Origin of the sequence: Nocardia sp. NPDC051900 (assembly GCF_044452545.1) — a bacterium.
Lineage (GTDB): Bacteria > Actinomycetota > Actinomycetes > Mycobacteriales > Mycobacteriaceae > Nocardia > Nocardia sichangensis.
On record NZ_JBITBU010000017.1, the window covers coordinates 14,413 to 38,821 of the forward strand.

The 24,409-nt window shown below is 70.8% G+C and carries 26 protein-coding genes; 17 read left to right on the plus strand and 9 right to left on the minus strand.

Annotation, left to right across the window (positions count from 1 at the left end):
* The first annotated feature begins 18 nt into the window (after nt 1–18).
* Nucleotides 19–879: a carboxylating nicotinate-nucleotide diphosphorylase gene (gene nadC, locus ACIA5H_RS26365; RefSeq protein WP_355078283.1), complete on the plus strand. Its 861-nt coding sequence runs from the start codon at nt 19–21 to the stop codon at nt 877–879.
* Nucleotides 880–986: 107 nt separating this feature from the next.
* Here the strand turns inward: nadC and ACIA5H_RS26370 are convergent, their stop codons facing one another.
* The 3 genes from ACIA5H_RS26370 to ACIA5H_RS26380 form a co-directional block, all read right to left on the minus strand.
* On the minus strand, nt 987–2,165 hold the full coding sequence (locus ACIA5H_RS26370) for a winged helix DNA-binding domain-containing protein (RefSeq protein WP_379255632.1): 1,179 nt from the start codon (nt 2,163–2,165) through the stop codon (nt 987–989).
* A gap of 29 nt (nt 2,166–2,194) precedes the next feature.
* Nucleotides 2,195–2,677: a TerB family tellurite resistance protein gene (locus ACIA5H_RS26375; RefSeq protein WP_397078000.1), complete on the minus strand. Its 483-nt coding sequence runs from the start codon at nt 2,675–2,677 to the stop codon at nt 2,195–2,197.
* A 114-nt stretch (nt 2,678–2,791) separates the two neighbouring features.
* Nucleotides 2,792–3,139: an ArsR/SmtB family transcription factor gene (locus ACIA5H_RS26380; protein ID WP_397078002.1), complete on the minus strand. Its 348-nt coding sequence runs from the start codon at nt 3,137–3,139 to the stop codon at nt 2,792–2,794.
* A 106-nt stretch (nt 3,140–3,245) separates the two neighbouring features.
* Here ACIA5H_RS26380 and ACIA5H_RS26385 point away from each other — a divergent pair, with 106 nt between their 5' ends.
* The 9 genes from ACIA5H_RS26385 to hisH all read left to right on the plus strand — a co-directional run bounded on the left by ACIA5H_RS26385 (nt 3,246) and on the right by hisH (nt 13,906).
* The gene (locus tag ACIA5H_RS26385) at nt 3,246–4,466 is read left to right on the plus strand and encodes an MFS transporter (RefSeq protein ID WP_397078004.1); all 1,221 of its coding nucleotides are present in this window, start codon (nt 3,246–3,248) and stop codon (nt 4,464–4,466) included.
* 123 nt (nt 4,467–4,589) lie between these two features.
* A complete protein-coding gene (locus ACIA5H_RS26390) occupies nt 4,590–5,474 on the plus strand; it encodes an alpha/beta hydrolase family protein (protein ID WP_397078006.1) in 885 nt (294 codons plus the stop codon).
* Between the two features lie 62 nt (nt 5,475–5,536).
* Nucleotides 5,537–6,397: an arylamine N-acetyltransferase gene (locus ACIA5H_RS26395; RefSeq protein WP_397078008.1), complete on the plus strand. Its 861-nt coding sequence runs from the start codon at nt 5,537–5,539 to the stop codon at nt 6,395–6,397.
* A 26-nt stretch (nt 6,398–6,423) separates the two neighbouring features.
* Nucleotides 6,424–8,205, plus strand: coding sequence for a penicillin-binding transpeptidase domain-containing protein (locus tag ACIA5H_RS26400; RefSeq protein ID WP_397078010.1), 1,782 nt, complete (start codon nt 6,424–6,426; stop codon nt 8,203–8,205).
* Between the two features lie 99 nt (nt 8,206–8,304).
* The gene (locus ACIA5H_RS26405; protein ID WP_397078015.1) at nt 8,305–9,936 is read left to right on the plus strand and encodes a protein kinase; all 1,632 of its coding nucleotides are present in this window, start codon (nt 8,305–8,307) and stop codon (nt 9,934–9,936) included.
* Nucleotides 9,937–10,146: 210 nt separating this feature from the next.
* Nucleotides 10,147–11,484: a histidinol dehydrogenase gene (gene hisD / locus ACIA5H_RS26410; protein ID WP_397078017.1), complete on the plus strand. Its 1,338-nt coding sequence runs from the start codon at nt 10,147–10,149 to the stop codon at nt 11,482–11,484.
* Entirely contained in the window at nt 11,481–12,614 is a 1,134-nt protein-coding gene (locus ACIA5H_RS26415; protein ID WP_379255614.1) for a histidinol-phosphate transaminase, read from the plus strand. The genes hisD and ACIA5H_RS26415 overlap by 4 nt, the downstream gene beginning before the upstream one ends.
* 45 nt (nt 12,615–12,659) lie before the next feature.
* Nucleotides 12,660–13,274 carry an imidazoleglycerol-phosphate dehydratase HisB gene (gene hisB, locus ACIA5H_RS26420; RefSeq protein WP_039797249.1) on the plus strand — a complete coding sequence of 205 codons (615 nt, stop codon included), beginning with the start codon at nt 12,660–12,662 and terminating at the stop codon, nt 13,272–13,274.
* Entirely contained in the window at nt 13,271–13,906 is a 636-nt protein-coding gene (hisH, locus tag ACIA5H_RS26425) for an imidazole glycerol phosphate synthase subunit HisH (protein ID WP_355078272.1), read from the plus strand. The genes hisB and hisH overlap by 4 nt, the downstream gene beginning before the upstream one ends.
* A gap of 40 nt (nt 13,907–13,946) precedes the next feature.
* Here hisH and ACIA5H_RS26430 read toward each other — a convergent pair whose 3' ends face one another.
* Both ACIA5H_RS26430 and ACIA5H_RS26435 read right to left on the minus strand, forming a co-directional pair.
* Entirely contained in the window at nt 13,947–14,408 is a 462-nt protein-coding gene (locus tag ACIA5H_RS26430; protein ID WP_397078020.1) for a hypothetical protein, read from the minus strand.
* Nucleotides 14,409–14,839: 431 nt separating this feature from the next.
* On the minus strand, nt 14,840–15,358 hold the full coding sequence (locus ACIA5H_RS26435; protein ID WP_397078022.1) for a nuclear transport factor 2 family protein: 519 nt from the start codon (nt 15,356–15,358) through the stop codon (nt 14,840–14,842).
* A gap of 292 nt (nt 15,359–15,650) precedes the next feature.
* On the opposite strand from ACIA5H_RS26435, the gene priA reads away from it, so the two are divergent.
* The 5 genes from priA to hisI are packed head-to-tail and all read left to right on the plus strand — an operon-like array spanning nt 15,651 to nt 19,375.
* Nucleotides 15,651–16,382, plus strand: a complete 732-nt coding sequence (gene priA / locus ACIA5H_RS26440; RefSeq protein ID WP_355078269.1) for a bifunctional 1-(5-phosphoribosyl)-5-((5-phosphoribosylamino)methylideneamino)imidazole-4-carboxamide isomerase/phosphoribosylanthranilate isomerase PriA — start codon at nt 15,651–15,653, stop codon at nt 16,380–16,382.
* Nucleotides 16,379–17,194 (plus strand): inositol monophosphatase, encoded by an 816-nt coding sequence (locus ACIA5H_RS26445; RefSeq protein WP_355078268.1) that lies wholly within the window; start codon nt 16,379–16,381, stop codon nt 17,192–17,194. Before priA ends, ACIA5H_RS26445 begins: the two co-directional genes overlap by 4 nt.
* Nucleotides 17,195–17,198: 4 nt before the next feature.
* Nucleotides 17,199–17,972, plus strand: a complete 774-nt coding sequence (gene hisF / locus ACIA5H_RS26450; RefSeq protein WP_379255610.1) for an imidazole glycerol phosphate synthase subunit HisF — start codon at nt 17,199–17,201, stop codon at nt 17,970–17,972.
* A gap of 59 nt (nt 17,973–18,031) precedes the next feature.
* On the plus strand, nt 18,032–18,976 hold the full coding sequence (locus tag ACIA5H_RS26455; protein ID WP_397078025.1) for a TIGR03564 family F420-dependent LLM class oxidoreductase: 945 nt from the start codon (nt 18,032–18,034) through the stop codon (nt 18,974–18,976).
* A 51-nt stretch (nt 18,977–19,027) separates the two neighbouring features.
* A complete protein-coding gene (gene hisI, locus ACIA5H_RS26460) occupies nt 19,028–19,375 on the plus strand; it encodes a phosphoribosyl-AMP cyclohydrolase (RefSeq protein WP_195082714.1) in 348 nt (115 codons plus the stop codon).
* A gap of 81 nt (nt 19,376–19,456) precedes the next feature.
* On the opposite strand, the gene ACIA5H_RS26465 is transcribed toward hisI, so the two are convergent.
* The 4 genes from ACIA5H_RS26465 to ACIA5H_RS26480 all read right to left on the minus strand — a co-directional run bounded on the left by ACIA5H_RS26465 (nt 19,457) and on the right by ACIA5H_RS26480 (nt 21,752).
* Nucleotides 19,457–19,909 carry a MarR family transcriptional regulator gene (locus ACIA5H_RS26465; protein WP_356967890.1) on the minus strand — a complete coding sequence of 151 codons (453 nt, stop codon included), beginning with the start codon at nt 19,907–19,909 and terminating at the stop codon, nt 19,457–19,459.
* A gap of 201 nt (nt 19,910–20,110) precedes the next feature.
* Nucleotides 20,111–20,665 (minus strand): permease, encoded by a 555-nt coding sequence (locus ACIA5H_RS26470; RefSeq protein WP_379255607.1) that lies wholly within the window; start codon nt 20,663–20,665, stop codon nt 20,111–20,113.
* Between the two features lie 184 nt (nt 20,666–20,849).
* A complete protein-coding gene (locus ACIA5H_RS26475; protein ID WP_397078028.1) occupies nt 20,850–21,305 on the minus strand; it encodes a peroxiredoxin in 456 nt (151 codons plus the stop codon).
* 135 nt (nt 21,306–21,440) lie between these two features.
* Nucleotides 21,441–21,752: a hypothetical protein gene (locus ACIA5H_RS26480; protein ID WP_379255605.1), complete on the minus strand. Its 312-nt coding sequence runs from the start codon at nt 21,750–21,752 to the stop codon at nt 21,441–21,443.
* Between the two features lie 189 nt (nt 21,753–21,941).
* On the opposite strand from ACIA5H_RS26480, the gene ACIA5H_RS26485 reads away from it, so the two are divergent.
* Complete coding sequence (locus tag ACIA5H_RS26485) at nt 21,942–23,501, plus strand: anthranilate synthase component I (protein WP_379255604.1); 1,560 nt, start codon at nt 21,942–21,944, stop codon at nt 23,499–23,501.
* The gene (locus tag ACIA5H_RS26490; RefSeq protein WP_397078031.1) at nt 23,498–24,313 is read left to right on the plus strand and encodes a TIGR02234 family membrane protein; all 816 of its coding nucleotides are present in this window, start codon (nt 23,498–23,500) and stop codon (nt 24,311–24,313) included. The genes ACIA5H_RS26485 and ACIA5H_RS26490 overlap by 4 nt, the downstream gene beginning before the upstream one ends.
* The last annotated feature ends 96 nt before the right edge of the window (nt 24,314–24,409 follow it).

Here is a 24,409-nt window from a genome sequence, read left to right on the forward strand (position 1 = left end):
TCAGAGAGGAACGCTTCGATGGCTCTGGACGACGCCCTGGATCGCGACGAGGTGCTGCGCGTCATCCGCGCCGCGCTGGACGAGGACCTGCGCTACGGCCCGGACGTCACGACGACGGCCACCGTGCCCGCGGACGCGGTGATCAAGGCATCGGTGGTGTCGCGGGAACCGGGAACCGTGGCCGGGCTGGACGCCGGGCTGCTGGTGCTCGACGAGGTGATCGGCGCGGACGCCTACGAGATCACCGACCGCGTCGCCGACGGCACCCGGGTGTCGCCCGGACAGTCCGTGCTGACCTTGATCGCGCCCACCCGTGGGCTGCTCACCGCGGAGCGCACCATGCTCAACCTGGTGTGCCATCTGTCCGGCATCGCGACGGCGACGGCCGCCTGGGTGGACGCCGTCGCGGGCACCCGCTGCCGCATCCGGGACAGCCGCAAGACGCTGCCCGGACTGCGCGCGCTGCAGAAGTACGCCGTGCGGGTCGGCGGCGGCGTCAACCACCGGATGGGTCTCGGCGACGCCGCCCTGATCAAGGACAACCACGTGGTCGCCGCGGGGTCGGTGGTCGAGGCGCTGCGCGCGGTCCGCGCCGCCGCCCCCGATATCGCCTGCGAGGTCGAGGTCGACAGCCTCGAACAGCTCGACGCCGTGCTCGCCGAGAACGTGGAACTGGTACTGCTGGACAATTTCCCGCTCTGGCAGACCCAGGCGGCAGTGCAGCGCCGCAACGCCGCGTCACCGCGGACGAAACTGGAGTCCTCCGGCGGCCTGAGCCTGGACGTCGCCGCCGACTACGCCCGCACCGGCGTCGACTACCTCGCCGTCGGCGCGCTCACCCACTCGGTCCGCGTCCTCGACCTCGGGCTGGACATGTAGGTACCGCCCGAACGCACAAGCCGCGCAGCGTGGCTCGGTCGGGCTCGGCGAATGCGCGAATCTCCATGTCGCCCGAGCTACCCGGCGGTGCGTGCCGGGGCGCTCGGTCAGGCGGTGAGTTCCCGTTCCAGCGGCGTCCGGAAACGGGGAATGGCGCGCACGTCGCCGTACCATTCGGCGACTCGCTGCGCCTGCGCGGCGATCATCGCCTCGGCGTCGGTCCCCACGTCTTCGAGCAGGCGGTAGACGATCTCGCCGTCACCGCGCTGCGCCCAGCCGCCCACGATGCGCCCGTCCCACCAGACGGTGGGCCCGATGTTCCCGTTGCGGTCGAACAGGTTCGGCGCGTGGGGGCCGAGGAACCATTCTCGAGCCTGCCAGCCCATGGGCGTCGGATCGAGCGCGGGAAGCAATGCCGCCCATGGCTCCGGGGCGGCGACCGGCTCCACGTCGTCGGCCAGTAGTACGCCCGTCATGCCGTCGAGGTCGACCTCGATCAGCTCGAGCGCCCCGAGCGCCGCGCGCACCTCGCCCAGCGTCCACCCGGTCCACCACTTGATGTCGGACACCGGCGCGGGGCCGAACGCGCGCAACCAGCGGCGGACCAGCTCGGCGCGGGCTTCGGCGGCGGGCATCACGGGGACGGGGTCCGGCAACCACGATTCGATCGGCGCCCAGGTGTACTGGCTGCTGGTCCAGCTGCCGTTCGGCCGTCCGCGCACGATGCGGCCTTCGCAGCCGAGCGTCACCAGTACCCAGGTGGTGATGTTCGTCGGCTTCGAATACGGCTTGTCCGGCGCGGTGTTCACCTGGGTGCGCAAGCGGGGGACGTCCTTGCTCAGCTGCGCGCCGGTCGCCGCGCCGCGATCGAGCAGCGCCTTGTGCGTCTCGGTCTCGACTTCGGCCCACCAGCGCCGCACATCGCCGTCCCCGATGCCCGCCTGTTCCAGGTACTTGCCGTAGGTGCGCCGCTGTTTGTGCGCCAGCGCGTCCGCGCACGAACCCTGCAGGATCGCGACCAGCTCCACCGGCACGACGAACATGGTGCGGCGCATGGCCAGCATCCGCAGCAGCGAACGGTCGTCGTAGAGCGCCTGTTCGACATCCGCGGGCGCCAGCCCCTCGGCGCGGGCCGCGACGGAGAGGAAGACCGTCGCCGGATCGGTCGCGTGCAGGGCGACCAGCGAGCGGGCGATCTCCGCGACCTGTCCGGCCCGCTCCGGGGTGGCCAGCCGGTGTCGCACCGCCAGCCGGGCGCGCCGCTCGGCGACATCAATCGAACGCATAGGCGAATCGTAGCGTTCGCGCCGTCGGGTCAGAGGCCGAAGCGCTCCGGAGCCGGGCGCAGCGTCCGGCAGGCGTCGCGGACGGCCTCGGTCGCCGCCGGGCCGCACGCGCCCGCTGCGCCGCCGATCAGGATGCCGGTGCGGACGACCGCGTCCGCCTCGGCCTGCTTGTGCATCGCTTTGGCGATCTGCCGCAGCACGTGCGCGCAGCCGAGGACCGGATCGTTCGCCAGCCGATGGCAGTTGTCCTCGAACAAGGCGCGCAAGTCGTGGACCGGGAAGTTGCGCAGCACCGGATCCGCCGCGACCAGTTCGGCGACGGCGCCGCGGTCCGCCGCCGACGTCGCGTCGTCGGCCACGGCGACCAGCGCGCGCAGGACCACGGCGGCGTCGCGAAAGGACGCGCCGCGCAATGCGTTCCGCTTGGCGAGCAGTTGTTCGCGCCAGGTCGCGGCGGTCTCGGGCGTGCTGATCAGGGTGGCGTCCGGCGTGCGGCGGGGTGCGAAGGTCATGGCTGACTCCATGAGAAGGCGTCCGAACGCGCGGACCCGTGCCATCCGGACTCGGAATGAATACCGGGACCGTAACAGGGCTCGGGCGTCGGGTCCTGCCCCCAAAGTTCTGGATCAGTCGGCGGGCTCCCAGGCGCGGACCAGGTCGAGCAAGCCGGGAAAGCGCGCCTCGAGATCGTCGACGCGGACCTGGCTGCGGCGTTCCAGTCCGTAGCGCCGCTGTCGGGTGACGCCCGCCTCGCGCAGGACCCGGAAGTGGTGCGTCAACGTGGATTTGGGGCGATCGATGCCGAACCAGGAGCACGACCGGTCGGTGTCGGGGGAGTCCAGTAGCAACCGGCGGACCATGGTCAGGCGCAGCGGGTCGCTCAGCGCCGCCAGCACGTGATCCAGTCGCAGGTCGGCGCGGTCCGGCTCGGGCAGCACGGAGGTGGCATCGGCGGTGTCGGCGGCCGCTGGCATCGCGTTCTCCTCGAATTTCGGACGGCTTGTACGACTTCTATCGTACTAGGCGCTAAGTTCGATTACTGTCGTACCAGTACGAGAAATTTCGAACCAAGGAGTGGTGATGGGATCGACGGTGACGGTGCCACGTACGGAAGCGCCACGGACGGGCGGACGTTCGGTGTGGGCGGCGGCGTGGCCGGTGTTCGCGGTGTTCGTGTTGTCGAACGCGCCGACCCCGCTGTACGTGGTGTGGCAGCGGGCGATCGGCTTCTCCGCCGGGACGCTGACCGCGGTGTTCGCCTGCTACATCGCCGGATTGCTGGGTGCGCTGCTGGTCGCGGGCGTGGTGTCGGACCGGGTGGGTCGCAAACCGGTGCTGCTGCCCGCGGTGGCGGCGGCGGTGGCGGCCTGTGTGTTGTTCGCGGTCGCGCAGTCGGTCCCGCTGCTGGCCCTGGCGCGGCTGCTGACCGGCCTGGCGGTCGGCGCGACGGTGTCGGCGGGAATGGCGGCGGTCACCGATGTGGGCGGGTCGGACCGCAAACGGGTCGCCGCGCTGGCCGCGTCCACGGCGATGGTGCTCGGAGCCGGGAGCGGGCCATTGCTGGCAGGCATACTGTCCGAAGCGCTGCCCGGCCCGACGGTGACGGTCTTCCTGGTCGAGATCGCCGTGCTCACTACGGCTTTCGCGGTAGTAGCCCGGTTGCCTCTGCCCGCCGGTGCCGGCGGGCGCGGACCGTGGATCCGGATCCCGTCGGTCGTAAGGGAAGGTCGTACCGCGGTGCTGCTGGGGATCGCGGTGTTCGGACCGGGCATCACCGCGACGTCGTTCGTCCTGTCGCTGGGGCCGTCGGCGCTGGCACATCTGCTCGGTGTCGCCGACCGGGTGCTCGCCGGTGCGGTGGCGTTCGCGATGTTCCTGGCCGCCACCGGAGTCCAGTTCGCGGCCCGGCGGTTCGGTGTGGGCGTCATCCTGCTCGGCGGCACGATCGCGACCGTGACGAGCATGGCCGCGCTGGTGCTCTCACTGGTCGCGACCTCGCTTCCGCTGTTCGTGACGGCGGCCGTGCTCGCCGGTGCCGGTCAGGGGCTCGGCCAGTTCGGCGGACTGACGGCGATCAGCGCGAGCGTGCCGGGCGAGCGGCTGGCCGAGGCCAACGCCGCGCAGAACGTCGGGGGGTATCTCCCCGCCGCGGTGCTACCGCTGGCCGCCGGGTTTCTCGGCGACGCTTATGGATTGAGCGCAGGTGTGATCGCGTTCGGCGTGGTGGTCGGCCTCGCGGCCGCAGCGGGCGGACTACTCGTCGTGGCGCGCCTGCGTCGCGATGCCGCGCTGACGGCGTGACATCATCCGGGGATGCGATGGGCATCTCTCGTATCGTGCTGCGCGTTGGCCGGTGCGCTCCTGACGACAGTTCTTGTGGCGCCGAGGGTTTCGGCGGATGGGGACTGCGCCGGGGATGTGGCGGTGCGCACTGTTTCGCTGACCGTGGACGGGGAGGAGGCGACCGGCCGGGTATACGAGCCCTATCGGTGCGCCGAGGGCGACGCGACCGCGCAGGCGCTCGTGGTCGCGTTGCACGGGCACGACGGGTCGTCGGCCGATTTCGCGGGCTACCTCGAGTCGATCGCCCGGCGCACCGCGACGCCGATCCTGTCGATGGATCTGCGCTCGGCGCAGAGCATGTGGCGCACCGGAGAATGGAATCTGTGGGCAGGGTGGCGCGACATCGTCGCCGCGACCACGTGGTACAGGGATACCCATCGCTCGATCACCCGCACGGTGCTGTGGGGCTGGAGCCAGGGCGGCATCACCAGTGGTCTCGCGGTGGCGCACGGCCCGCGCGGGATGTTCGACTACTGGGTCGACAATTACGGTCCCGCCGACGATTTCACGATGTGGTTGGGCGCCGGGTCCGTGGATCCGGCGCTGCCCGCGCAGATCGAGCGCGACGCGGGTGGTTGCCCGCCCGGCACCTGCCCGCTCGCCTACGCCGAACGCTCGCCCGCGCTGCTGGCGACCCGGATGGGCGTGCGGCGGGCGTTTCTCGTGCACGGCACCGCCGACGACGTGGTGCCGTATGCCACCAGCGTCGAGATGCGCGCGGGGCTGCTCGCCGCGGGCCGACCCACCTCGATGTACACCGTCGTGACCGGGCGCGATCTGAACGGGCGGGTGGTTCCCGGCGACCACAGCGTCGGACCGGCCTTCTTCGAGGGCGGTTGCGTCGTCGAGCGCCTGCTGCTCGGCGCGGAGCCGGTCGACGGCCCGGATCGCGACTACCTCGTGGACGTCGCGCACGACGTCGTCACCGCACCGGCTGCCCCGCCGGGCGCGAAGTGCGCGGCGTGAGGGAACACGATCGCCGTTGCGCGCAGTTGACCGAGAAGAACCGACGACGAAGTGAGGACGCGATGAGCAAACCCGCCGACCCGGCTTACCACTGGAACGGAGCGGATCTCGATCTGGACGCCTACCTGGCCCGGATCGGGTTCGACGGCGAGCGCGCCCCCACCGTCCGGACGCTGCACGAGCTGGTGCGGGCGCACACCACCGCGATCCCGTTCGAGAACCTGGAGATCATCCTGGGCCGGTCGATCCCCCTGGATCTGGCGACCTTGCAGGACAAACTCGTGCGGCGCCGCCGCGGCGGTTACTGCTACGAGAACGTCGGACTGTTCGCGGCCGCGCTGGAACGGCTCGGATTCGGTGTCACCGGCCTCAGCGGTCGCGTGAGCATGGGCGCGGGCACGGCCCTGCGGCCGGCCACCCATGCCTTGCTGCGCGTGACGACCGCCGACGACGACCGCGTCTGGCTGTGCGACGTCGGCTTCGGCGCCGGACCGCTGGTGCCGTTCGAATTGTCCGCGGGCGAATTCACCGGCGGCGACTGGCAGTTCCGTCTGGAGAGCGGGCGCGGCGAGCTGGATTCCGACCTGTGGGTACTGCACCAATTCGGCCGGGACGGGTGGATCGACCGGTACAGTTTCACCTTGAATCCGCAGTACGGCATCGACTACGCCGTCGGCAACCATTTCGTGTCGACCTCGCCGCGTTCCCCGTTCACCACCCGGCCGTTCGTGCAGCGTTTCCACCCGGAGGTCCACCACGTGCTGGACGGCACCACGCTCGTCACCGAGTACCCCGACGGCACCGGCAACACAAGGGAACTGGAGCCGACCGAGCTGCCCAAGGTCCTCGCGGAGGTGTTCGACATCGACCTCACCGAGGCCGATGCCGCCGCACTCGCGAATGCTCCGTGGATACGCGACTGACCCCGCGAGCGGGCTGTTGACGGACGATGTCCGGCTGCGCCCATTATGGTCGTCGGGTGCGTACCAACCGGAAAGCCCTTGTCCTGTTCGCCGCACCGCTGCTCGTGGTCGCCGCCTGCTCGTCCGGGCCGGACCAGCCCGACACCGTGGCAGGGCAGTTCGCCGAGGCGTTGAACCGCGACGATATCGCCGCCGCGGCCGCGCTCACCGACAATCCGGCCGTGGCCGCCGACACCCTCGGCGCGCTGTACGACGGACTCGGCAGGGACGTGCGCTTCGACGTCCGCTCGGTCGACGACAACCGCTTCGCCCTGGCCGCCACCTGGAAGCTGGGCGCGGACGGCAAGTCGGAGTGGACCTACACCACCAACGGCGCCGCGCACGACGACGGGAACGGATGGCGGGTGAAGTGGGATCCCGCCACGGTCGCCCCCGGGCTCGCGGCGGGGCCGTTGAGCTACGGCAGGGTCTATCCGCAACCGGCCCGCATACTCGATGCCGCGGGGGGCGAGCTGATGACTGAGCAGACCGTCACGCTGGTCAATGTCGGACCCGGAGCCGACCTCCCCGCGGTCGCGGATCTGCTCGGCCCGCTCGCGCCGGGTCTCACGGCCGGGTCGGTGCAGACCGAACTGGCGGCGGCGCAAGGAAAACCGATCACCGCGATCACCTTGCGCGAGAGCGATCTCGCCCCGATCCGAGACCGCCTGGCCGCGCTGCCCGGTGTCACCCTCGCGCCGCAGACCCGCCTGCTGACGACCGACAAGGCGTTGGCCGCCCCGACCCTGTCCGGACTGGCCGAGTTGTGGCAGCAGTCCGCCGACGCGCACGCCGGGTGGGCCGTGCGCGCCCAGACGCCGCAGGGCACCGAGCGGGTCGCGGGAACGGATCCCACGCCCACCGCCGACATCGCGACCACGCTCGATCTCGGCTTGCAGCGCGCGGCCGAGGCGGCGCTCGCCCCGATCGCGCAGCCCGCGGCGATCGTCGCCCTGCGTCCGTCGACCGGCGAGGTCGTCGCGATCGCGCAGAACGCCCCCGCCGACGCGCAGGGCCCGATCGCGCTGACCGGGCTCTACCCGCCGGGTTCGACGTTCAAGACGGTCACCGTCTCCGCCGCGTTGCAGGCGGGGACGGTCACACCCGACACCGTGCTGCCCTGCCCCGGCACCGCCGACATCGAGGGTCGCCGCATCCCCAACGACAACAATTTCGATCTCGGCGCGGTTCCGCTGCACACCGCGTTCGCCCGCTCGTGCAACACCACGATGGGCGCCCTCGCCGTGCGATTGCCCGCCGACGCGCTGACGAAAGCGGCCACACAACTCGGCCTCGGCATCGATTACGTCACACCGGGCCTGACCACGGTCACGGGGAAGGTGCCCGCGGCCGATACCTCCGCGTTACGTGTGGAGTCGGCGATCGGTCAAGGGCAGGTGACAGCGTCGCCGTTCGGCATGGCTCTGGTCGCCGCGTCCATCGCTCGCGGCTCGGTGCCCGCGCCCACCCTGGTCGCGGGCAAGCCGGGCACCCCGGACCGCACCTCGGACGCGCTGCCGCCGCAGGTCGACGATCAGCTGAAAGCCATGATGCGCGAGACCGTCACCGGTGGCACCGCGACCCAATTGCGCGACATTCCCGGCCTGCTCGGCAAAACGGGCACCGCGGAGTACATCGATGACGCCCACGCCCACGGCTGGTTCGTCGGCATCGACGGCGACCTGGCCTTTTCCGTGTTCATCAGCGACGCGGGCAGTTCGGCTCCCGCGGTGGACGCGGCGGGCCGGATGCTGCGTGCCCGCGGTTAGTCCCTTTCGGGCGATTCGAGGCAGTGTGAAGGCCCGGCTGACGCGTGCGAGCATTCCTACGCCCGCTACACTCATCCCCGGACCGCGTGAGTAATCAATATGCGGGATGTCACGATTTCGAGAAGGTTCGGAGTAGGCGCCATCGATACCGGTCAGTTGATCGCGGAGCATTACCGCCTGGTCGAGCGGATTGGTAGCGGCGGCACGGGCGTGGTCTGGCGTGCCGTCGACGAACGCCTCCAGCGCTCCGTGGCCGTCAAGCAGATCCACATCCAGCCGAGCCTGCCCGAGGCCGAACGCGACGTGGTACGCCAGCGCGCGATCCGGGAGGCCCGCAACGCCGCCCGCTTCCAGCATCCGAACGCGATCGTCGTGTTCGACATCACCGAGCACGAGGGCGACCCCTGCCTGGTGATGGAGTACTTGAAGTCCAAGAGCCTGGCCGCGGTGATCGCCGCGCAGGGCACCTTGCCGCTGACCCAGGTCGCGCGGATCGGCGAGCAGGTCGCCTCGGCGCTGATCGCCGCGCATCAGGCGGGCATCGTGCACCGTGACGTGAAACCGGGCAACATCCTGCTCGACGATCACGGCACGGTGAAGATCACCGACTTCGGCATCTCCCGCGCCACCGGCGACGTCACCCTCACCGAGACCGGGCTGATCTGCGGCACCGCCGCCTACCTCGCGCCCGAGGTCGCCCGTGGCTCCGATCCGAGTCCCGCTTCCGATGTGTTCGCGTTGGGCGCCACGCTGTTCCACGCGCTCGAGGGCGAACCGCCCTACGGTGCGGGCTCCAATCCGCTCGCGGTGCTCTACGCGGCCGCGAACGGTCAGCTGAGCGAACCGCGCAACGCGGGTCCCGCCACGGACTTCCTGCTCGACCTGCTCAGCCCCGAGCCGCGCGAGCGTCCGAGCATGCGGGCGGCGCGCGAGCACCTCGCCGCGTTCGCCGACGCGGGTCCGGCCCCGGTGGCCGCCGGATTCGTGCCCGCCAGCGAGGCGTTCGCCCGGCCGAGGGCGGGTCAGCCCGAATCGGCGACCCGCGAGCTGCGGCCTTCGGCGATAGCGTCGACGCCTTACACGCCGACCGAGCGCCAGCCGCGCTCCCGTCCGGTCCCCCCGCCGCCACCCGCCCACCCGGACACCGCGACGCACCCCCGCACCATGGCCCAGCCGCGGCCGCAGTCCCGGCAGGGCTCGGGCGGCAAACGGCGCGCGATCTTGATCGGCGCACTGATCGGCGCGGTCGCCGTCGTCGGGGCCATCGTGGTGAACATGATGAGTTCGTCGGGTTCGGGCACCAGCACGGCCCAGGGCAGCACGTCTTCCGTGGTCGCGTCGACGCGCCCGGGCGCGAACACGACGTCGGCCGCCGCCTCGGTCGGGGAGACGAAGAGCGTCGGCAAGGCCGACTCGCGGCAGTCCATCGATCTAGTGGTGAACTTCTACAACAATCTGACGTACTCGAGCTTCTCCGCTGCTTGGAAGCAGCTGACCCCCGCTGCCCAGCAGGTATACGGCAGCCAGCAAGCCTTCGAGGACTATTGGACGCAGAATCGGGTGTCGACGTTCAACACCGTCGACACCGGCGGCGGTTCGGGCGTCAACGCGGACGGTTCGGTGGACGTCAACGTGGCCAGCGTGTCCTACGGGAGCCGGAACAAGTCGGTGACGCTCCGGTTGATCAATCCCGGAAACGGGTCCGTGCTCATCGACAGCGACACCCGCTGACGCGTGAGCCTGGCCCACCCCCGCGATAGATCGAGAGCGGTGCCGGACTCGGCGCGCCGCGAGAACACCCCCGCCGCCCGGACCTGCGCACATGGGTCCACTGCCGCCCCGCCGCCCGGACCACGCGGATAACGGCTGGCGTCGGCCCATTAGGCTGGTAACGGCAACTTTCCTGTTGCGGAATCAGCTGGAGACAAGGACCGACACCACATGACAACCCGCATCGAGCTCGCCCGCGTCGATCTGCGCGGTCGTACTCCCTCCATCGCCGAGCTGCGCGCCGCGCTGCCGCGCGGGGGAGTCGACGTGGACTCGGTGCTGCATCAGGTGCGCCCGGTGGTCGAGGCGATCCGTGATCACGGTGTGTCGGCGGCGCTGGAGTTCAGCGAGCGCTTCGACGGGGTCATCCCGGCGACGGTGCGGGTGCCCGCGGCCGAGCTGGAAGCCGCGCTGGAGCGGCTGGATCCGGCGGTCCGCGCCGCGCTGGAGGAATCCATCGCCAGGGCGCGCAAGGTGCATGCCGACCAGCGGCGCGCCGACAAGACCACCGAGGTGGTGCCGGGCGGCACCGTCACCGAGCGCTGGGTGCCCGTCGAGCGGGTCGGCCTGTACGTGCCGGGCGGGAACGCCGTCTACCCGTCCAGCGTCGTGATGAACGTGGTGCCCGCGCAGACCGCGGGCGTCGGCTCGCTGGTGGTGGCCTCGCCGCCGCAGGCCCAGTTCGGCGGGCTGCCGCACCCCACCATCCTGGCCGCCGCGCAACTGCTCGGCGTCGACGAGGTGTGGGCGGTCGGCGGCGCCCAGGGCGTGGCGCTGCTGTCCTACGGCGGCGTCGACACCGACGGCGCGCAGCTGGAACCGGTCGACCTGATCACCGGGCCGGGCAACATCTACGTCACCGCTGCCAAGCGGCTGTGCCGCGGCTTGGTCGGCATCGACGCCGAGGCGGGGCCCACCGAGATCGCCGTCCTCGCCGACGCGACCGCCGATCCGGTGCACGTCGCCGCCGACCTGATCAGCCAGGCCGAGCACGATGTCCTCGCCGCGAGCGTGCTGGTCACCGACAGCGAGCACCTGGCCGACGCGGTGGACGCCGCGCTCACCACGCAACTGGCCGTGGTCAAGCACGCCCACCGGGTGACCGAGGCGCTGCGCGGCAAGCAGTCCGGCACCGTCCTGGTCGACGACATCGAGCAGGGCCTGCGCGTGGTGAACGCCTACGCCGCCGAGCACCTGGAGATCCAGACCGCCGACGCGCCCGCGGTCGCGGCCAGGGTGCGCAGCGCGGGCGCGGTGTTCGTCGGCGCGTACGCGCCGGTCAGCCTCGGTGACTACTGCGCGGGCTCCAACCACGTGCTGCCCACCGCGGGCTGCGCGCGGCACTCCTCCGGCCTGAGCGTGCAGACCTTCCTGCGCGGCATCCACGTCGTGGAGTACACCGAAGCGGCGCTGAAGGACGTCGCAGGCCACGTGGTAGCGCTGGCGAACGCCGAGGACCTGCCCGCACACGGCCAGGCCGTGCAGGCGCGTTTCGAGGCCCTGTCGTGACGCGCGCGGTGAACGCGCCCGGCGCGGACCTGACCCTGGAAGATCTGCCGCTGCGGGAGAACCTGCGTGGCAAGAAGCCCTACGGCGCACCGCAATTGACGGTCCCCGTGCAGTTGAACACGAACGAGAACCCGCATCCGCCGAGCCGGGCGCTGATCGACGATGTCGCCGAATCGATCCGGGCGGCCGCCGCGGACCTGCACCGCTATCCGGACCGCGACGCCGTCGCGCTGCGCACCGACCTGGCGCGGTATCTGACCGCGCAGACCGGTGTCGCGGTGCAGTCCGGCAACGTCTGGGCGGCCAACGGCTCCAACGAGATCCTGCAGCAGCTGCTGCAGGCCTTCGGCGGACCGGGCCGCAGCGCATTGGGTTTCGTGCCCTCTTACTCGATGCACCCGATCATCTCCGAGGGCATCGACACCGAGTGGATCGAGGCCAAGCGCAACGCCGACTTCTCCCTCGACATCGAGCACGCGCTGGCCGCCATCGCCGAGCGCAGGCCGGACGTGGTGTTCGTGACCAGCCCGAACAATCCCACCGGGCACAGCATCCCGCAGGACGACCTCGCGCGCATCCTCGCGGCCGCCCCCGGCATCGTGGTGGTCGACGAGGCCTACGGCGAATTCTCCGCGCAGCCGAGCGCCATCGGGCTGATCGACCGTTTCCCCGCGAAGCTCGTGGTGACCAGGACGATGAGCAAGGCCTTCGCGTTCGCCGGTGGGCGTCTGGGCTATCTGGTCGCCGCACCCGCGGTGATCGACGCGATGCTGTTGGTGCGGCTGCCCTACCACCTGTCGGTGGTCACCCAGGCCGCCGCGCGCGCCGCCCTGCGGCACGCCGAGGAGACCCTCGGCAGCGTCGCCGAACTGGCCGCGCAGCGCGACCGGGTGGCGGCGGCGCTGCGAGAACTCGGCTACGACGTGATCCCCAGCGACGCCAACTTCTTGCTGTTCGGCCGCTTCACCGACGCGGCGCGCAGCTGGCAGCGCTACCTCGATCACGGCGTGCTGATCCGTGACGTCGGCCTGCCCGGCTACCTGCGCACCACGATCGGCCTAGCCGCCGAGAACGACGAACTGTTGCGGGTCAGCGGACTGCTGGCGGGCACCGACCTGGCACCGCGATGAACCGGCGCCGGACATCCCTAGGCGACAATTCGATTGGACGTGAGCATGAGTAGGACCGCCCGGGTGGAGCGGGTCACCAAGGAATCCAGCATCGTGGTCGAGCTGGATCTCGACGGCACCGGCAAGACCGAGATCGCCACCGGCGTCCCCTTCTACGACCACATGCTGACCGCGCTCGGCGCGCACGCGAGCTTCGACCTGACCGTGCGCGCGGAGGGCGACATCGAGATCGAGGCGCATCACACGGTCGAGGACACCGCGATCGTGTTCGGTCAGGCACTGGGCAAGGCGCTGGGCGACAAGGCGGGCATCCGCCGGTTCGGCGACGCCTACATCCCGATGGACGAGACGCTGGCGCACGCCGCGGTCGACGTGTCCGGCCGCCCCTACTGCGTGCACACCGGGGAGCCGGATCACCTGCTGCACACGGTGATTCCCGGTTCCGGGCCCGGCGCGCCGTACTCCACGGTGCTCAACCGCCACGTCTTCGAGTCGATCGCGCTGAACGCGCGCATCGCGCTGCACGTGCGGGTGCTCTACGGCCGCGACCAGCACCACGTCACCGAGGCCGAGTTCAAGGCGGTGGCGCGTGCGCTGCGCACCGCGGTGGAACTCGATCCCCGGGTGAGCGGGATTCCGTCGACGAAGGGAACCCTGTGAGCGGCAAGTCCGTGGCCCTGCTCGACTACGGCTCCGGAAACCTGCACTCCGCCGAACGGGCGCTGGCGAGGGCGGGCGCGCGGGTGGAGGTGACCGCCGACCCCGAAGCGGTGCTGGCGGCCGACGGCCTGGTCGTGCCCGGCGTCGGAGCGTTCGCCGCGTGCATGGCGGGACTGCGCGGGGTGCGGGGCGAGCGCCTGATCGGTCAGCGGCTGGCCGGCGGGCGGCCGGTGCTCGGCATCTGCGTCGGCATGCAGATCCTGTTCGAGCGCGGCGTCGAGTTCGGCGAGGAGACCGACGGGTGCGCCGAATGGCCCGGCACGGTCGAACGGCTGTCCGCGCCGGTGCTGCCGCACATGGGGTGGAACACCGTCTCCGCCCCGTCCGACAGCGTGCTGTTCGCGGGCCTCGACGCCGACACCCGGTTCTACTTCGTGCACTCCTACGCCGCCCAGACGTGGGATCTGCCGCCCAGCGAGCACTTCGCCGCACCCAAGCTGACCTGGGCCGAGCACGGAGTGCCGTTCCTGGCGGCGGTGGAGAACGGTGCGCTGTCGGCGACCCAGTTCCACCCGGAGAAGTCCGGTGACGCGGGTGCACACCTGCTGCGCAACTGGGTGAACGCGCTGTAGGCCGGTCCCGCGCACGGAGCGCGCGAGACCAGCCGTCCGGTCAGTGCTTCCTGACCTTGCTGACCAGCCAGCGCCCGTCGACCCGGTCCACCGTCACGGTCATCGACATGCGGCTGGTCTGCGGGAGACCGTCGGTATCGTCGCTGGTCACCGTCCGTACCACGTCGACGTCCACCTCGGCCCGGTTGTCGTCACCCGAGACGATGCGGCAATCGGCCGAGTTGGCCTCGGCGCGGATGTGCGCGGCCTCCGCGCTCGACTGGATGTTGGCGCGGAAGTTCTCGAACTCGGTCCGGAATTCCCCGGTGCTGAGGTCGAGCATCCGCCGCGCGTGGTCGCCGAACCGCGCGTAGTCGTAGGTCGCCGCGGCGGAACCGAATTCGCATCCCGCCAGCCGCGCCTCCTCGGGCGGGGCGGCGGTGGCGGCGGGAGCGGCGACGAAGGCCGCGGAGCAGGCAGCTGCCGAAAGAGACAGGGCGGCAGCGATTTTGGATCGTGACATGCACTTCCTCGGTGCGAAATGGAAGCGGCGACCGGGGGTGATCGCCGAGCGGAGACGATACCGCCCGCGCCACCGGGGATCGCGGCGATCTCGCGGCGGATCGCGACATCCCGGCTCCCCTGAAACCATCGAGCGATTCGCGAGCGCCGTCCCCGGCGGGGACCTCACGCTCGCGCAGCGCCGACCCTGTGCCCTGATCGCGGGCACGGTGTCGCCCGCGCCACCGGACCGGGCGGCAGTAGCTCGGCGCTATTCCTGACCGCGGGCCTCGATCCTGTTCGACCGCCGGAGCACGCCCACGCTCACCGAGATCGAACGGACGGCGAAGGGAGTTCCAGGTCGACCGGGGTGCGCGGATCGCGGCGGCCGTGGTGACGGCGGTGCTCGCCGCTGCGGCCCGGAACCGCTCCCGCGTGTTCGACGCGCCCTGATCACGGGCGCGTGCCGGTGGACCAGATCGGGGTCGTCTGCACCCGGGACAGACGCCACCCTTCGCCGGTGCGGACCGCGTCGAAGCGGTAGACCTCGCCGAGGGTGTAGACCGGCTGCGGAGGTGTCCCGTCGGAGGCGGCGAGCGCGAAGGTGGCGATCAGGTTGGCCCGGACGTCCGCCGTGTCGCCGCGCAGGTCTATCAGCACATTGCCGATGACGTGCTGGATGCGCAGATGTTCGCCGTGGTTGCGGCTCGCCTGGGCGATCAGCGCGTCGCGGCCCTCGGCCGTGCCGCCGGGTGTCTTCGCGGTCGCGTCGGGGGTGTAGATCGTCCGCAGGTCGTCGAATCGTCCCTCGTCCAGGGCGCGACCGAGCCGGTAGACCAAGGCGGTGATCTGCCCGCGGTCCAGCAGTTCGCGCACCTCCGCCGTCGGCGTCGCGGTGGCCGAGGCGCAGGCGGCGGTGAGTGCGGCCAGCGGGAGGGTCAGCAGGGGGAGGGCGAGCCGGACTTTGCGCATCGAACGCACCTTTCAGAATAACGTTGGCGACTCCAACATTGGCTCCGCCAACTTAACAGATTGTGGGCGCAGCCAACAAATTTTGGGGCAGTGGCCGCGTGGACGTCGCAGGTGAAGGTTCGCTGGCTGCCCCAGCCAGGCTGTTCGATCGAGTCGCGTCTGGGGCGATACGGGCGACCGGTCGCACAACCGCGGCCAGTGGCTCACGACGATCGGCCCGAATCCGTGATCGAGCTCCCATCCGCCCAGGCCCTGCACTCGGACGCGGCCGGGTAACCACTAGGCTGCTCTCGTGAGTCTTGTGCTGCTACCCGCCGTCGATGTCGCCAACGGAGAGGCCGTGCGCCTCGTGCAAGGAGAAGCCGGAAGCGAAACCAGCTACGGCTCGCCTCGTGAGGCGGCGCTGGCCTGGCAGGAAGCCGGCGCGGAATGGGTGCACCTGGTCGACCTGGACGCGGCCTTCGGGCGCGGCTCGAACCGGGAACTGCTCGCTGGCGTCGTCGGCGAACTCGACGTCAAGGTGGAACTGTCCGGAGGCATCCGCGACGACGAGAGCCTGGAAGCGGCCCTGAGCACCGGTTGCGCCCGGGTCAACCTCGGTACCGCCGCGTTGGAGGACCCGGTCTGGTGCGCGAAGGCCATCGCCCGCCACGGCGAGCGCATCGCCGTCGGCCTCGACGTGCGCATCGTCGACGGCGAACACCGATTGCGCGGACGCGGCTGGGTGAGCGACGGCGGCGACCTGTGGGAGGTGCTCGAGCGCCTGGAGCGCGACGGCTGCTCGCGCTACGTGGTGACCGACGTGACCAAGGACGGCACGCTCACCGGCCCGAACCTGGACCTGCTGCGCGAGGTCTGCGCGGCCACCGACGCCCCGGTGATCGCCTCCGGCGGCGTCTCCACCATCGCGGACCTGGTCGCGATCGCCGAACTGGTGCCGGAAGGCGTCGAGGGGTCGATCGTCGGCAAGGCGCTCTACGCGGGCCGGTTCACCCTGCCCGAGGCGCTGGCCGCGGTGAGATGACCCAGGAGCTGTCGGCACTGCTCGCGGAGGCGAGCGAGATCCTGGACTCGGTCCGCCCGCGGTTCATCGAGGGCATCGGCGCGCCGAGCGCGGTCGCCAAGGGCCGCAACGACTTCGCCACCGAGCTGGACCTGGAACTGGAACGCACCGTCTCCGCCGAACTGCGCAGGCGCACCGGCATCGAGGTGCACGGTGAGGAGTTCGGCGGACCGCAACTCACCTCGGGCACCGCATGGGTGCTCGACCCGATCGACGGCACCTTCAACTACTCGTCCGGGCATCCGCTCTCCGGCATGTTGCTCGCGCTGGTTCGCGACGGCGAGCCGGTGCTCGGGCTGACCTGGCTGCCGCTGCTCGACCGCCGCTACGCCGCCATGACCGGAGGCCCAGTGCTGCTGGACGGGCGACCGCTGCCGCCGCTGCCGCGGGGCAAACTGGCCGAGGCGATGATCGGTTTCGGCGCGTTCAACGTCGACTCGCACGGCCGCATCCCCGGCCAGTTCCGCTTCGACCTGCTCGGCCCGCTGAGCAGGCTGTCCTCCCGGGTGCGCATGCACGGCTCGACCGGCATCGATCTGGCGTTCACCGCCTCGGGCGTGCTCGGCGGCGCGATCGTGTTCGGGCACCATCCCTGGGACAACGCGGCGGGCGTCGCGCTGGTGCGCGCGGCGGGCGGAGTGGTCACCGACCTGGTGGGCGAGCCGTGGACCATCGCCTCCGGCTCCGTGCTCGCGGCCGCGCCCGGCGTGCACGAAGAACTGCTCGACATGATCTGCACGGTCGCCGATCCGGCGGCCGCGGAGAAAGGGTGAGGCAATGACGTTGGCCGTACGGGTGATCCCGTGTCTGGACGTCGACGCGGGACGCGTGGTGAAGGGCGTCAACTTCGAGAACCTGCGGGACGCGGGTGATCCCGTCGAACTGGCCGCGCTCTACGACGCGCAGGGCGCCGACGAGCTGACCTTCCTCGACGTGACCGCCTCCACCGGCGACCGCGGCACCATGATCGACGTGGTGACCCGCACCGCCGAGCAGATCTTCATCCCGCTCACCGTGGGCGGCGGGGTGCGCACGGTCGAGGACGTGGACCGCCTGCTGCGCGCGGGCGCGGACAAGGTCTCGGTGAACACCGCCGCGATCGCGCGGCCGGAGGTGCTGCGCGAGATGTCCGAGCGATTCGGCTCCCAGTGCATCGTGCTTTCGGTGGACGCGCGCACCGTGCCGCAGGGGCAACCCGACACTCCCTCCGGGTGGGAGGTGACCACCCACGGCGGCAAACGCGGCACCGGCATCGACGCCGTCGAATGGGCCGTGCGCGGCGCCGAACTCGGTGTCGGCGAGATCCTGCTCAATTCGATGGACGCCGATGGCACCAAGGCCGGTTTCGACCTGTCGATGATCCGTGCCGTGCGGGCGGCGGTCACCGTCCCGGTGATCGCCAGCGGCGGCGCGGGCGCGGTCGAGCACTTCGCCCCGGCGGTGCACGCGGGCGCCGACGCGGTGCTCGCGGCCAGCGTGTTCCACTTCGGCGATCTGACCATCGGCCAGGTCAAGGATTCGATGCGGGCGGAGAAGATCGTCATCCGGTAGCGACTGGCGGAAATTCGCCGACCAGGAAGGCGGGTCGAAGCGGCGCGGTTGCATCGGGCATGACCATCGGAATCGCGCTGTCGCCGTTCGCCCTCGACGCCCCCGGCAACGCCGTGGACACGGCGGTGTCGCTGGGTGAGTCGGCGCTCGCCGCCGGAGTGTCGTCCGTGTGGTTCGGCCAGACGCTCAGCTACGACGCCATCGCGCTGGCCGGGATCGTCGGCCGCGCCGTGCCGGGACTCACGGTCGGCACGTCCGCGGTGCCGATCACGGCGCGTCATCCGCTGCTGATCTCCAGCCAGGCGCAGACCGCGCAGGCGGCCACCGGCGGCCGGTTCACCCTCGGGCTCGGTCTGGGCGCGAAATTCCTCGCCGACCCGGTCTTCGGCGGATCCTTCGACCGGCCGATCACCCGGCTGCGCGAGTTCCTCACCGCGCTGCGCACCGTGTTGCGCACCGGCACGGTGGATTTCCACGGCGAGACGCTCACCGCCGCCACGCCGCTGCCCGCCGCGGTGGCCGGCGCACACCCGCCGGTGCCGATCCTGGTGGCCGCCATGGGCCCGCAGGCCCTGCGCGTCACGGGTGAACTGGCCGACGGCACCCTGCCCTTCCTGGTCGGCCCGAAGGCGCTGGCCGAGCACATCGTCGCACCGCTCACCGCCGCGGCCGAGCGGGCCGGGCGGCCCGCACCCCGGATCACCGTCCTGGTGCCCGGCGTGATCACCGCCGACCTCGATGCCGCCCGTGCGGCCGCCGCTGCCCAGACGACGTTCTACGACGACATCCCCTCCTATGCGCGGGTGATCGAGCTGTCCGGTGCCTCGCGGGCGGCGGAACTCGTGGTGATCGGCGACGAGGACCTGATCGCGGCCCGCGTCGCGGAGTACTTCGCGGCGGGCGCGACGGAGGTCGTGTTCTCGCAGACCGATCTGACCACCCCGGAGGACCAGCGGCGCACCTGGGCGGTGCTCGGCGAACTCCAGCGCTCCCCGGTGGGCTGATCGTGCACTCCGGGCGCGCTCGGTCGCGGGCGCCCCTGTTATAACGGTGCTATGAGTCTCGACCCCGCCATCGCCGCCCGTCTCAAGCGCAACGACGCCGGATTGGTCTCGGCCGTCGCGCAGGAACGCGCCACCGGTGACGTGCTGATGGTCGCGTGGATGGACGACGAGGCGCTGGCGCGCACGCTGGAAACCCGTAAGGCCACGTACTATTCGCGTTCCCGTCGGCAGTACTGGGTCAAGGGGGAGACTTCCGGCCACACCCAATACGTGCACGAAGTACGACTCGACTGCGACGGCGACACGATCCTGCTGATCGTCGACCAAGAAGGCGCGGCCTGCCACACCGGCACGCACACCTGCTTCGACTCGGACGTGCTCCTGGCCGCGCGATCCTGAACCGGGGATGCCCCGAATGGGCGCTGTCGGACGTCGTTCGTCCTCCGCCCGCGCATGGCCGCAGTGAAGGCGAAGGTACGTTCAGGAGCCGTTCGGTTGCTGGTCGTCCCGGCTCGCGGGCGTGAGTTCGCCGAGCCGGTCGAGTGCGTCGGCCAGCCGCTCGGCCAGCAGTTCGCCGAGTTCGGCGACCTGTGCCTTCTGCGCCTCGTCCAAGCCGTCGAAGACCAAGTGCCGCACGGCTTCCAGATATCCCGGTGCGGCCTCGACGACCTTCAGGTACCCGTCGTCGGTGAGTACCGCGTGCACGCCGCGCCGCCCCGCCGTCGCCGAACGCTGTGCCCAGCCCATGCGCTCCAATTTGGACACCACATGCGACAACCGCGATAGCGATGCATTTGCCTTGTGGGCAAGCTCACTCATCTGCAGGCGATGGCCCGGTTCCTCCGACAGCAGCGTCAGTACCCAGTACTCGAAATGCGTCACGCCGGACTCGCGCTGCAGCTGGGTGTCCAGGGCTCCTGGCAGCCGCGTCATCAGCGCCACGATCGCACGCCACGCGCGTTGTTCGACCGGGTCGAGCCACTTCGTCACTGTGTGCCTTCTTTCAAGCCAAGTGACGTGGTTTTGTTCGTTGTCCTAGTGATTGTCGAAAATCTTGTGCACAGTCACCCGCGACATTGAGTTTGCCACGACTTCGCTCGACCGTCATAAAGATGCCGCATGACGTGAGTTCACTCACACGTGGCGCGGCGGCGTGTCCTCGGCCTTCGGTTTCGGCGGGTGGGTGCGCCGCCACCTGCGCAGCAGCAACAGCGCCACGGCGACGAGGAACAACAGCGTCGCGATGACGGCGCCCGTGAGCGCGGCGCCACGGAAGGCGGGCGCGTCGACATCCAAGATCCGCTGACCCGCGTGGGCGGCACTGCTGCTGCCCAGCACGATGGTCAGCGTCATCAGGTTGGGGATGGCGCACAGGATCGCGACCACCGCGGCCGCTCCGGCCAGGAACCTGCCTGCCTTACGCCGCCACACCAGCACGGCGAACAGCAGCAGGAAAAGCGTGACGACGGTGCAGAATCCGCCGTAGAACAGCCCCCAGCCGATGCCCTTGGCGAAGCTTCCGTGCACCATCGACCCGACCCGCTGCGCCCACCAGCGCGGGACGAACGCGGATAGGACGAAGTACGAGACGACCAGCACCGCGAGAATCGCCGCGCCGACGATGATCCGCGTGCGCCAGACGGCTGCCGCGGGTTTGCGCTCGCCCGGCTGCACGTCGGTCGAAGTCATGCGTCCAGCCTAGGCCGCGCCGTCATCGGGAAGCGGTCACGGCGCGCGCTCTTACGTACCTCCGCCTTCGCTGCGGCCGTGCGCTCTGTGCGTACCTCCGCGTTCGCTGCGGCCGCGCGCTCTTTACGTACCTCCGGCCTTCGCTGTCTGTGGCCATGCGAAGGGCTTGCCCGGCAGCGCTCGTCTACCGGTTGCGCAGGTAGTTCAGCGCTTCGTCGGCGTGGACGGCTGCGCGCAGCTCGCCGGTGATGATCTTGCGGATGGTGCGGTCGGTGTCGATGACGAACGTTTGCCGCTTCACCGGTGCGAGTTTGCCCAGCAGCCCGCGCTTGACGCCGAACTTCGCGGCGACGGCGCCGTCGGCGTCGGAGAGCAACGGGTAGCCGAGGCGCTGTTTCTCGGCGAACCCGGCCTGGGTGTCCACGTTGTCGGTGCTGATGCCGACACAGGTGGCGCCGAGTGCGGCGAATTCGGCGGAGAGGTCGCGGAAGTGACAGGCCTCGGCCGTGCAGACGGGCGTGTTCGCCGCGGGATAGAAGAAGAGGACCAGAGGGCCGTCCGCCAGCAGCGCGTCGAGCGAGCGGGGAGTACCGGATTGATCGGGAAGCTCGAAATCAGGGGCGAGCTGTCCTTGCTGCATACCCGGGAACACTACCGCGCGGTCGGTCGAATCGGGTATTTCGTGCGCGCCGGACCTGGTGCTCGTGCCCGCCGTGCGCTGTCCGCGATCCGATCGCGGCGCCGGTCATCGGGCACGAGCCGAGGGGCAGGGCGGCTACGCGCCGATGAGCGCCGCCACCTCAGGGTTCTTGATCGCCATCACATCGAGGATGCCGTGGGCCCGCAGGAACGGCCTCAGCTCTTTGATGCGGTCGCTGTGGACGGCGTATTCGTCGGGGAAGCGGTTCTTGTCGAGGGACTCCAGTGCTTTGACGTAGGTGACGAAGGACGCGAGCGCGTTGGCCGGGGCGCTTTGCTGGTAGGCCGGATGACTCGTGCCCCCGGTGCGCGGGGCGTGCAGGCGCGGGACGCTGTGGTTCGGGATGTGCCGAGAACCCTCGGGCGCTACCGATTGCGAGGGGTACATCAGTTGTCTCCTCTCGAGATGGATACCGCATGCGACGTGGAACGCCGCGAGTGTAGTGAGCCTCGCCACACCTTCGGCGACCGCGTGGGAACCGGACGGTCGACCTGATTTGTCGGGTTTGTCGCGCCGGGTCGCCGCGTCGGCGGCACCGCTCAATCGCCGGTCGGTCCGGCCTGGGATGATGAGTACATGGCAGGCGCGTCCACTCCCACCACCACGACCCGCGAGCAGTTCCATCAGCTGGCCGCGGAGCACCGGGTGGTCCCGGTCACCCGAAAGGTACTGGCGGACTCGGAGACTCCGCTGTCGGCCTACCGCAAACTCGCGGCCGACCGGGCGGGCACCTTCCTGTTCGAGTCCGCGGAGAACGGCCGGTCGTGGTCGCGCTGGTCGTTCATCGGCGCGGGCAGCCCCTCGGCGCTGACCGTCGTGGACGGCGAGGCGGCCTGGCTGGGCAATGTCCCGGCCGACGCGCCCTCCGGCGGCGATCCGCTGGTCGCGCTGCGCGAGACGCTGGAGCTGCTGCGCACCGAGCGGCTGCCCGGGCTGCCGCCGCTGACCGGCGGCATGGTCGGCTACCTCGGCTACGACGCGGTGCGCCGGATCGAGCGGCTGCCCGCCCTGGCGCTGGACGATCTGCGACTGCCGGAGATGGTGCTGCTGCTCGCCACCGATCTGGCCGCGTTCGACCACCACGAGGGCGCGATCACGCTGATCGCCAACGCGGTGAACTGGAACGGCACCGCCGAGCGCGTCGACGAGGCCTACGACGACGCGGTGGCCCGGCTGGACCGGATGACCGCCGCGCTCGGCGCGCCCGCCGACTCCACCGTGTCGGTGTTCGACCGGCCCGAGCCGCGATACCGGCGCAGGCGCACCACCGAGGAGTTCGGCGCGGGCGTGCGCCGCCTGGTCAAGGAGATCGAGGCGGGCGAAGCGTTCCAGGTGGTGCTGTCCCAGCGTTTCGAGATGGACTACGACGGCGCGCCGATCGATCTGTACCGGATGCTGCGCGCGTCGAATCCGAGCCCCTACATGTACCTGCTGCACATCCCCGACGGCGCGGGCGGCACCGCGTTCTCCATCGTCGGCTCCAGTCCGGAATCGCTGGTGACCGTGAAAGACGGTGTGGCGACGACACATCCGATCGCGGGCACCCGCTGGCGCGGCGGCACCGAGGAGGAGGACCTGCTGCTGGAGAAGGGCCTGCTCGCCGACGAGAAGGAGAACGCCGAGCACCTCATGCTCGTCGACCTCGGCCGCAACGACCTCGGCCGGGTGTGCGAGCCGGGCACCGTGCGGGTCACCGAGTACCGGCACATCGAGCGCTACAGCCATGTCATGCACCTCGTGTCGACGGTGTCGGGCCGGTTGGCGCCCGGACGGATCGCGCTGGACGCGGTGCGGGCGTGCTTCCCGGCGGGCACCCTGTCCGGCGCTCCCAAGGTGCGCGCGATGGAACTGATCGAGGAACTCGAGCCGACCCGGCGTGGCGTCTACGGCGGCGTCGTCGGGTACCTGGACTTCGCCGGTGACGCCGACACCGCCATCGCCATCCGCACCGCGCTGCTGAAGGACGGCACGGCCTACGTGCAGGCGGGCGCGGGCATCGTCGCGGACTCCGACCCGGAGTACGAGGACGTGGAGTCCCGCAACAAGGCGATGGCGGTGCTCAAGGCGATCGCGGCGGCCGGAACGGTGCGGGCCTACGGCACGGAACCCGGCGCGGCGGACGGCGGCACGCGATGACGGCTGCCCATCCCGGAGACGAACCGGACCGAGCGCGAGAACCGACCCCGGACACCGCGGGGCCACAAGCCGTTCCAGCGGGCGACGGCTCGGCCGGATCGGCGAGCGCGGAAGGCCATTCGCGCCGCAACTACCCCGTCGCTCCAGTGGCGTTGCTCGCCCTCGCCGCCGCCGCGCTGTGGGCGTCGTCCCGGATGACCTGGGTGACGGTCACCTCGTCGGACGGTCTGACCCAGCCCCGCACCGATCATCTGAACGGCGGCGTGTGGTTCGGCGCGCTGACACCGCTGGCGCTGGTCCTGCTCGCCTCGATCGCGGCCGTGCTGGCCACCAAGGGCTGGTTGCGTCGCGTGGTCGGCGTGCTGATCGCGTTGGTCGCCGCGGTGGCCGCGGTACCCGCGTTCGCGTTGCTGACCGATTCCGGCAAGACCGCCGAGCGGGCCGCGAAGCTCGCGGAGCTCCCGGCGCGCGCGCAGGTCGAGACGACGACCACCTCGGCGTTCCCCGCCGTGCTCGCGCTGCTCGGCGCGGTCGCCGCGTTCGGCGCGGGCGCTCTGCTGGCCCGCATGCCCGCCGAGACGGCGCGGCTGTCCGGCAAGTACGACAACCCGGTCTTCCGGCGCGCCGCCGCCACGGCGGAGGTCACGCAGCGGCGCGCGCAGTCCCCGGACGACCCGTCGGCACCTCAGCTGTCCGAGCGCGTGCTGTGGGACGCGCTGGACGCGGGCACCGACCCGACCGACGAACCGCAGGCCGGGCAGGCGTCCCCAGAAGATTCCGACCCCGGCGAGGCGGGCCGACGTGGCCGCTGAGCTGTCTCCGCGCGGCGGGTGTGGCGGGTGCCACCTTGCGCGGAGCCCTTCCGCATGGTTCAACCCCAGCCCCGGCGCGAACGCGCCCGGTAGGTC

Bases quoted from the DNA above. Each gene is read 5' to 3' on its own strand.
- nadC (WP_355078283.1), top strand. From the start codon at position 19: ATGGCTCTGGACGACGCCCTGGATCGCGACGAGGTGCTGCGCGTCATC.
- ACIA5H_RS26370 (WP_379255632.1), bottom strand. From the start codon at position 2,165: ATGCGTTCGATTGATGTCGCCGAGCGGCGCGCCCGGCTGGCGGTGCGA.
- ACIA5H_RS26375 (WP_397078000.1), bottom strand. From the start codon at position 2,677: ATGACCTTCGCACCCCGCCGCACGCCGGACGCCACCCTGATCAGCACG.
- ACIA5H_RS26380 (WP_397078002.1), bottom strand. From the start codon at position 3,139: ATGCCAGCGGCCGCCGACACCGCCGATGCCACCTCCGTGCTGCCCGAG.
- ACIA5H_RS26385 (WP_397078004.1), top strand. From the start codon at position 3,246: ATGGGATCGACGGTGACGGTGCCACGTACGGAAGCGCCACGGACGGGC.
- ACIA5H_RS26395 (WP_397078008.1), top strand. From the start codon at position 5,537: ATGAGCAAACCCGCCGACCCGGCTTACCACTGGAACGGAGCGGATCTC.
- ACIA5H_RS26400 (WP_397078010.1), top strand. From the start codon at position 6,424: ATGTCCGGCTGCGCCCATTATGGTCGTCGGGTGCGTACCAACCGGAAA.
- ACIA5H_RS26405 (WP_397078015.1), top strand. From the start codon at position 8,305: ATGCGGGATGTCACGATTTCGAGAAGGTTCGGAGTAGGCGCCATCGAT.
- hisD (WP_397078017.1), top strand. From the start codon at position 10,147: ATGACAACCCGCATCGAGCTCGCCCGCGTCGATCTGCGCGGTCGTACT.
- hisB (WP_039797249.1), top strand. From the start codon at position 12,660: ATGAGTAGGACCGCCCGGGTGGAGCGGGTCACCAAGGAATCCAGCATC.
- ACIA5H_RS26430 (WP_397078020.1), bottom strand. From the start codon at position 14,408: ATGTCACGATCCAAAATCGCTGCCGCCCTGTCTCTTTCGGCAGCTGCC.
- ACIA5H_RS26435 (WP_397078022.1), bottom strand. From the start codon at position 15,358: ATGCGCAAAGTCCGGCTCGCCCTCCCCCTGCTGACCCTCCCGCTGGCC.
- ACIA5H_RS26445 (WP_355078268.1), top strand. From the start codon at position 16,379: ATGACCCAGGAGCTGTCGGCACTGCTCGCGGAGGCGAGCGAGATCCTG.
- hisF (WP_379255610.1), top strand. From the start codon at position 17,199: ATGACGTTGGCCGTACGGGTGATCCCGTGTCTGGACGTCGACGCGGGA.
- ACIA5H_RS26455 (WP_397078025.1), top strand. From the start codon at position 18,032: ATGACCATCGGAATCGCGCTGTCGCCGTTCGCCCTCGACGCCCCCGGC.
- hisI (WP_195082714.1), top strand. From the start codon at position 19,028: ATGAGTCTCGACCCCGCCATCGCCGCCCGTCTCAAGCGCAACGACGCC.
- ACIA5H_RS26465 (WP_356967890.1), bottom strand. From the start codon at position 19,909: ATGACGCGGCTGCCAGGAGCCCTGGACACCCAGCTGCAGCGCGAGTCC.
- ACIA5H_RS26470 (WP_379255607.1), bottom strand. From the start codon at position 20,665: ATGACTTCGACCGACGTGCAGCCGGGCGAGCGCAAACCCGCGGCAGCC.
- ACIA5H_RS26475 (WP_397078028.1), bottom strand. From the start codon at position 21,305: ATGCAGCAAGGACAGCTCGCCCCTGATTTCGAGCTTCCCGATCAATCC.
- ACIA5H_RS26480 (WP_379255605.1), bottom strand. From the start codon at position 21,752: ATGTACCCCTCGCAATCGGTAGCGCCCGAGGGTTCTCGGCACATCCCG.
- ACIA5H_RS26485 (WP_379255604.1), top strand. From the start codon at position 21,942: ATGGCAGGCGCGTCCACTCCCACCACCACGACCCGCGAGCAGTTCCAT.
- ACIA5H_RS26490 (WP_397078031.1), top strand. From the start codon at position 23,498: ATGACGGCTGCCCATCCCGGAGACGAACCGGACCGAGCGCGAGAACCG.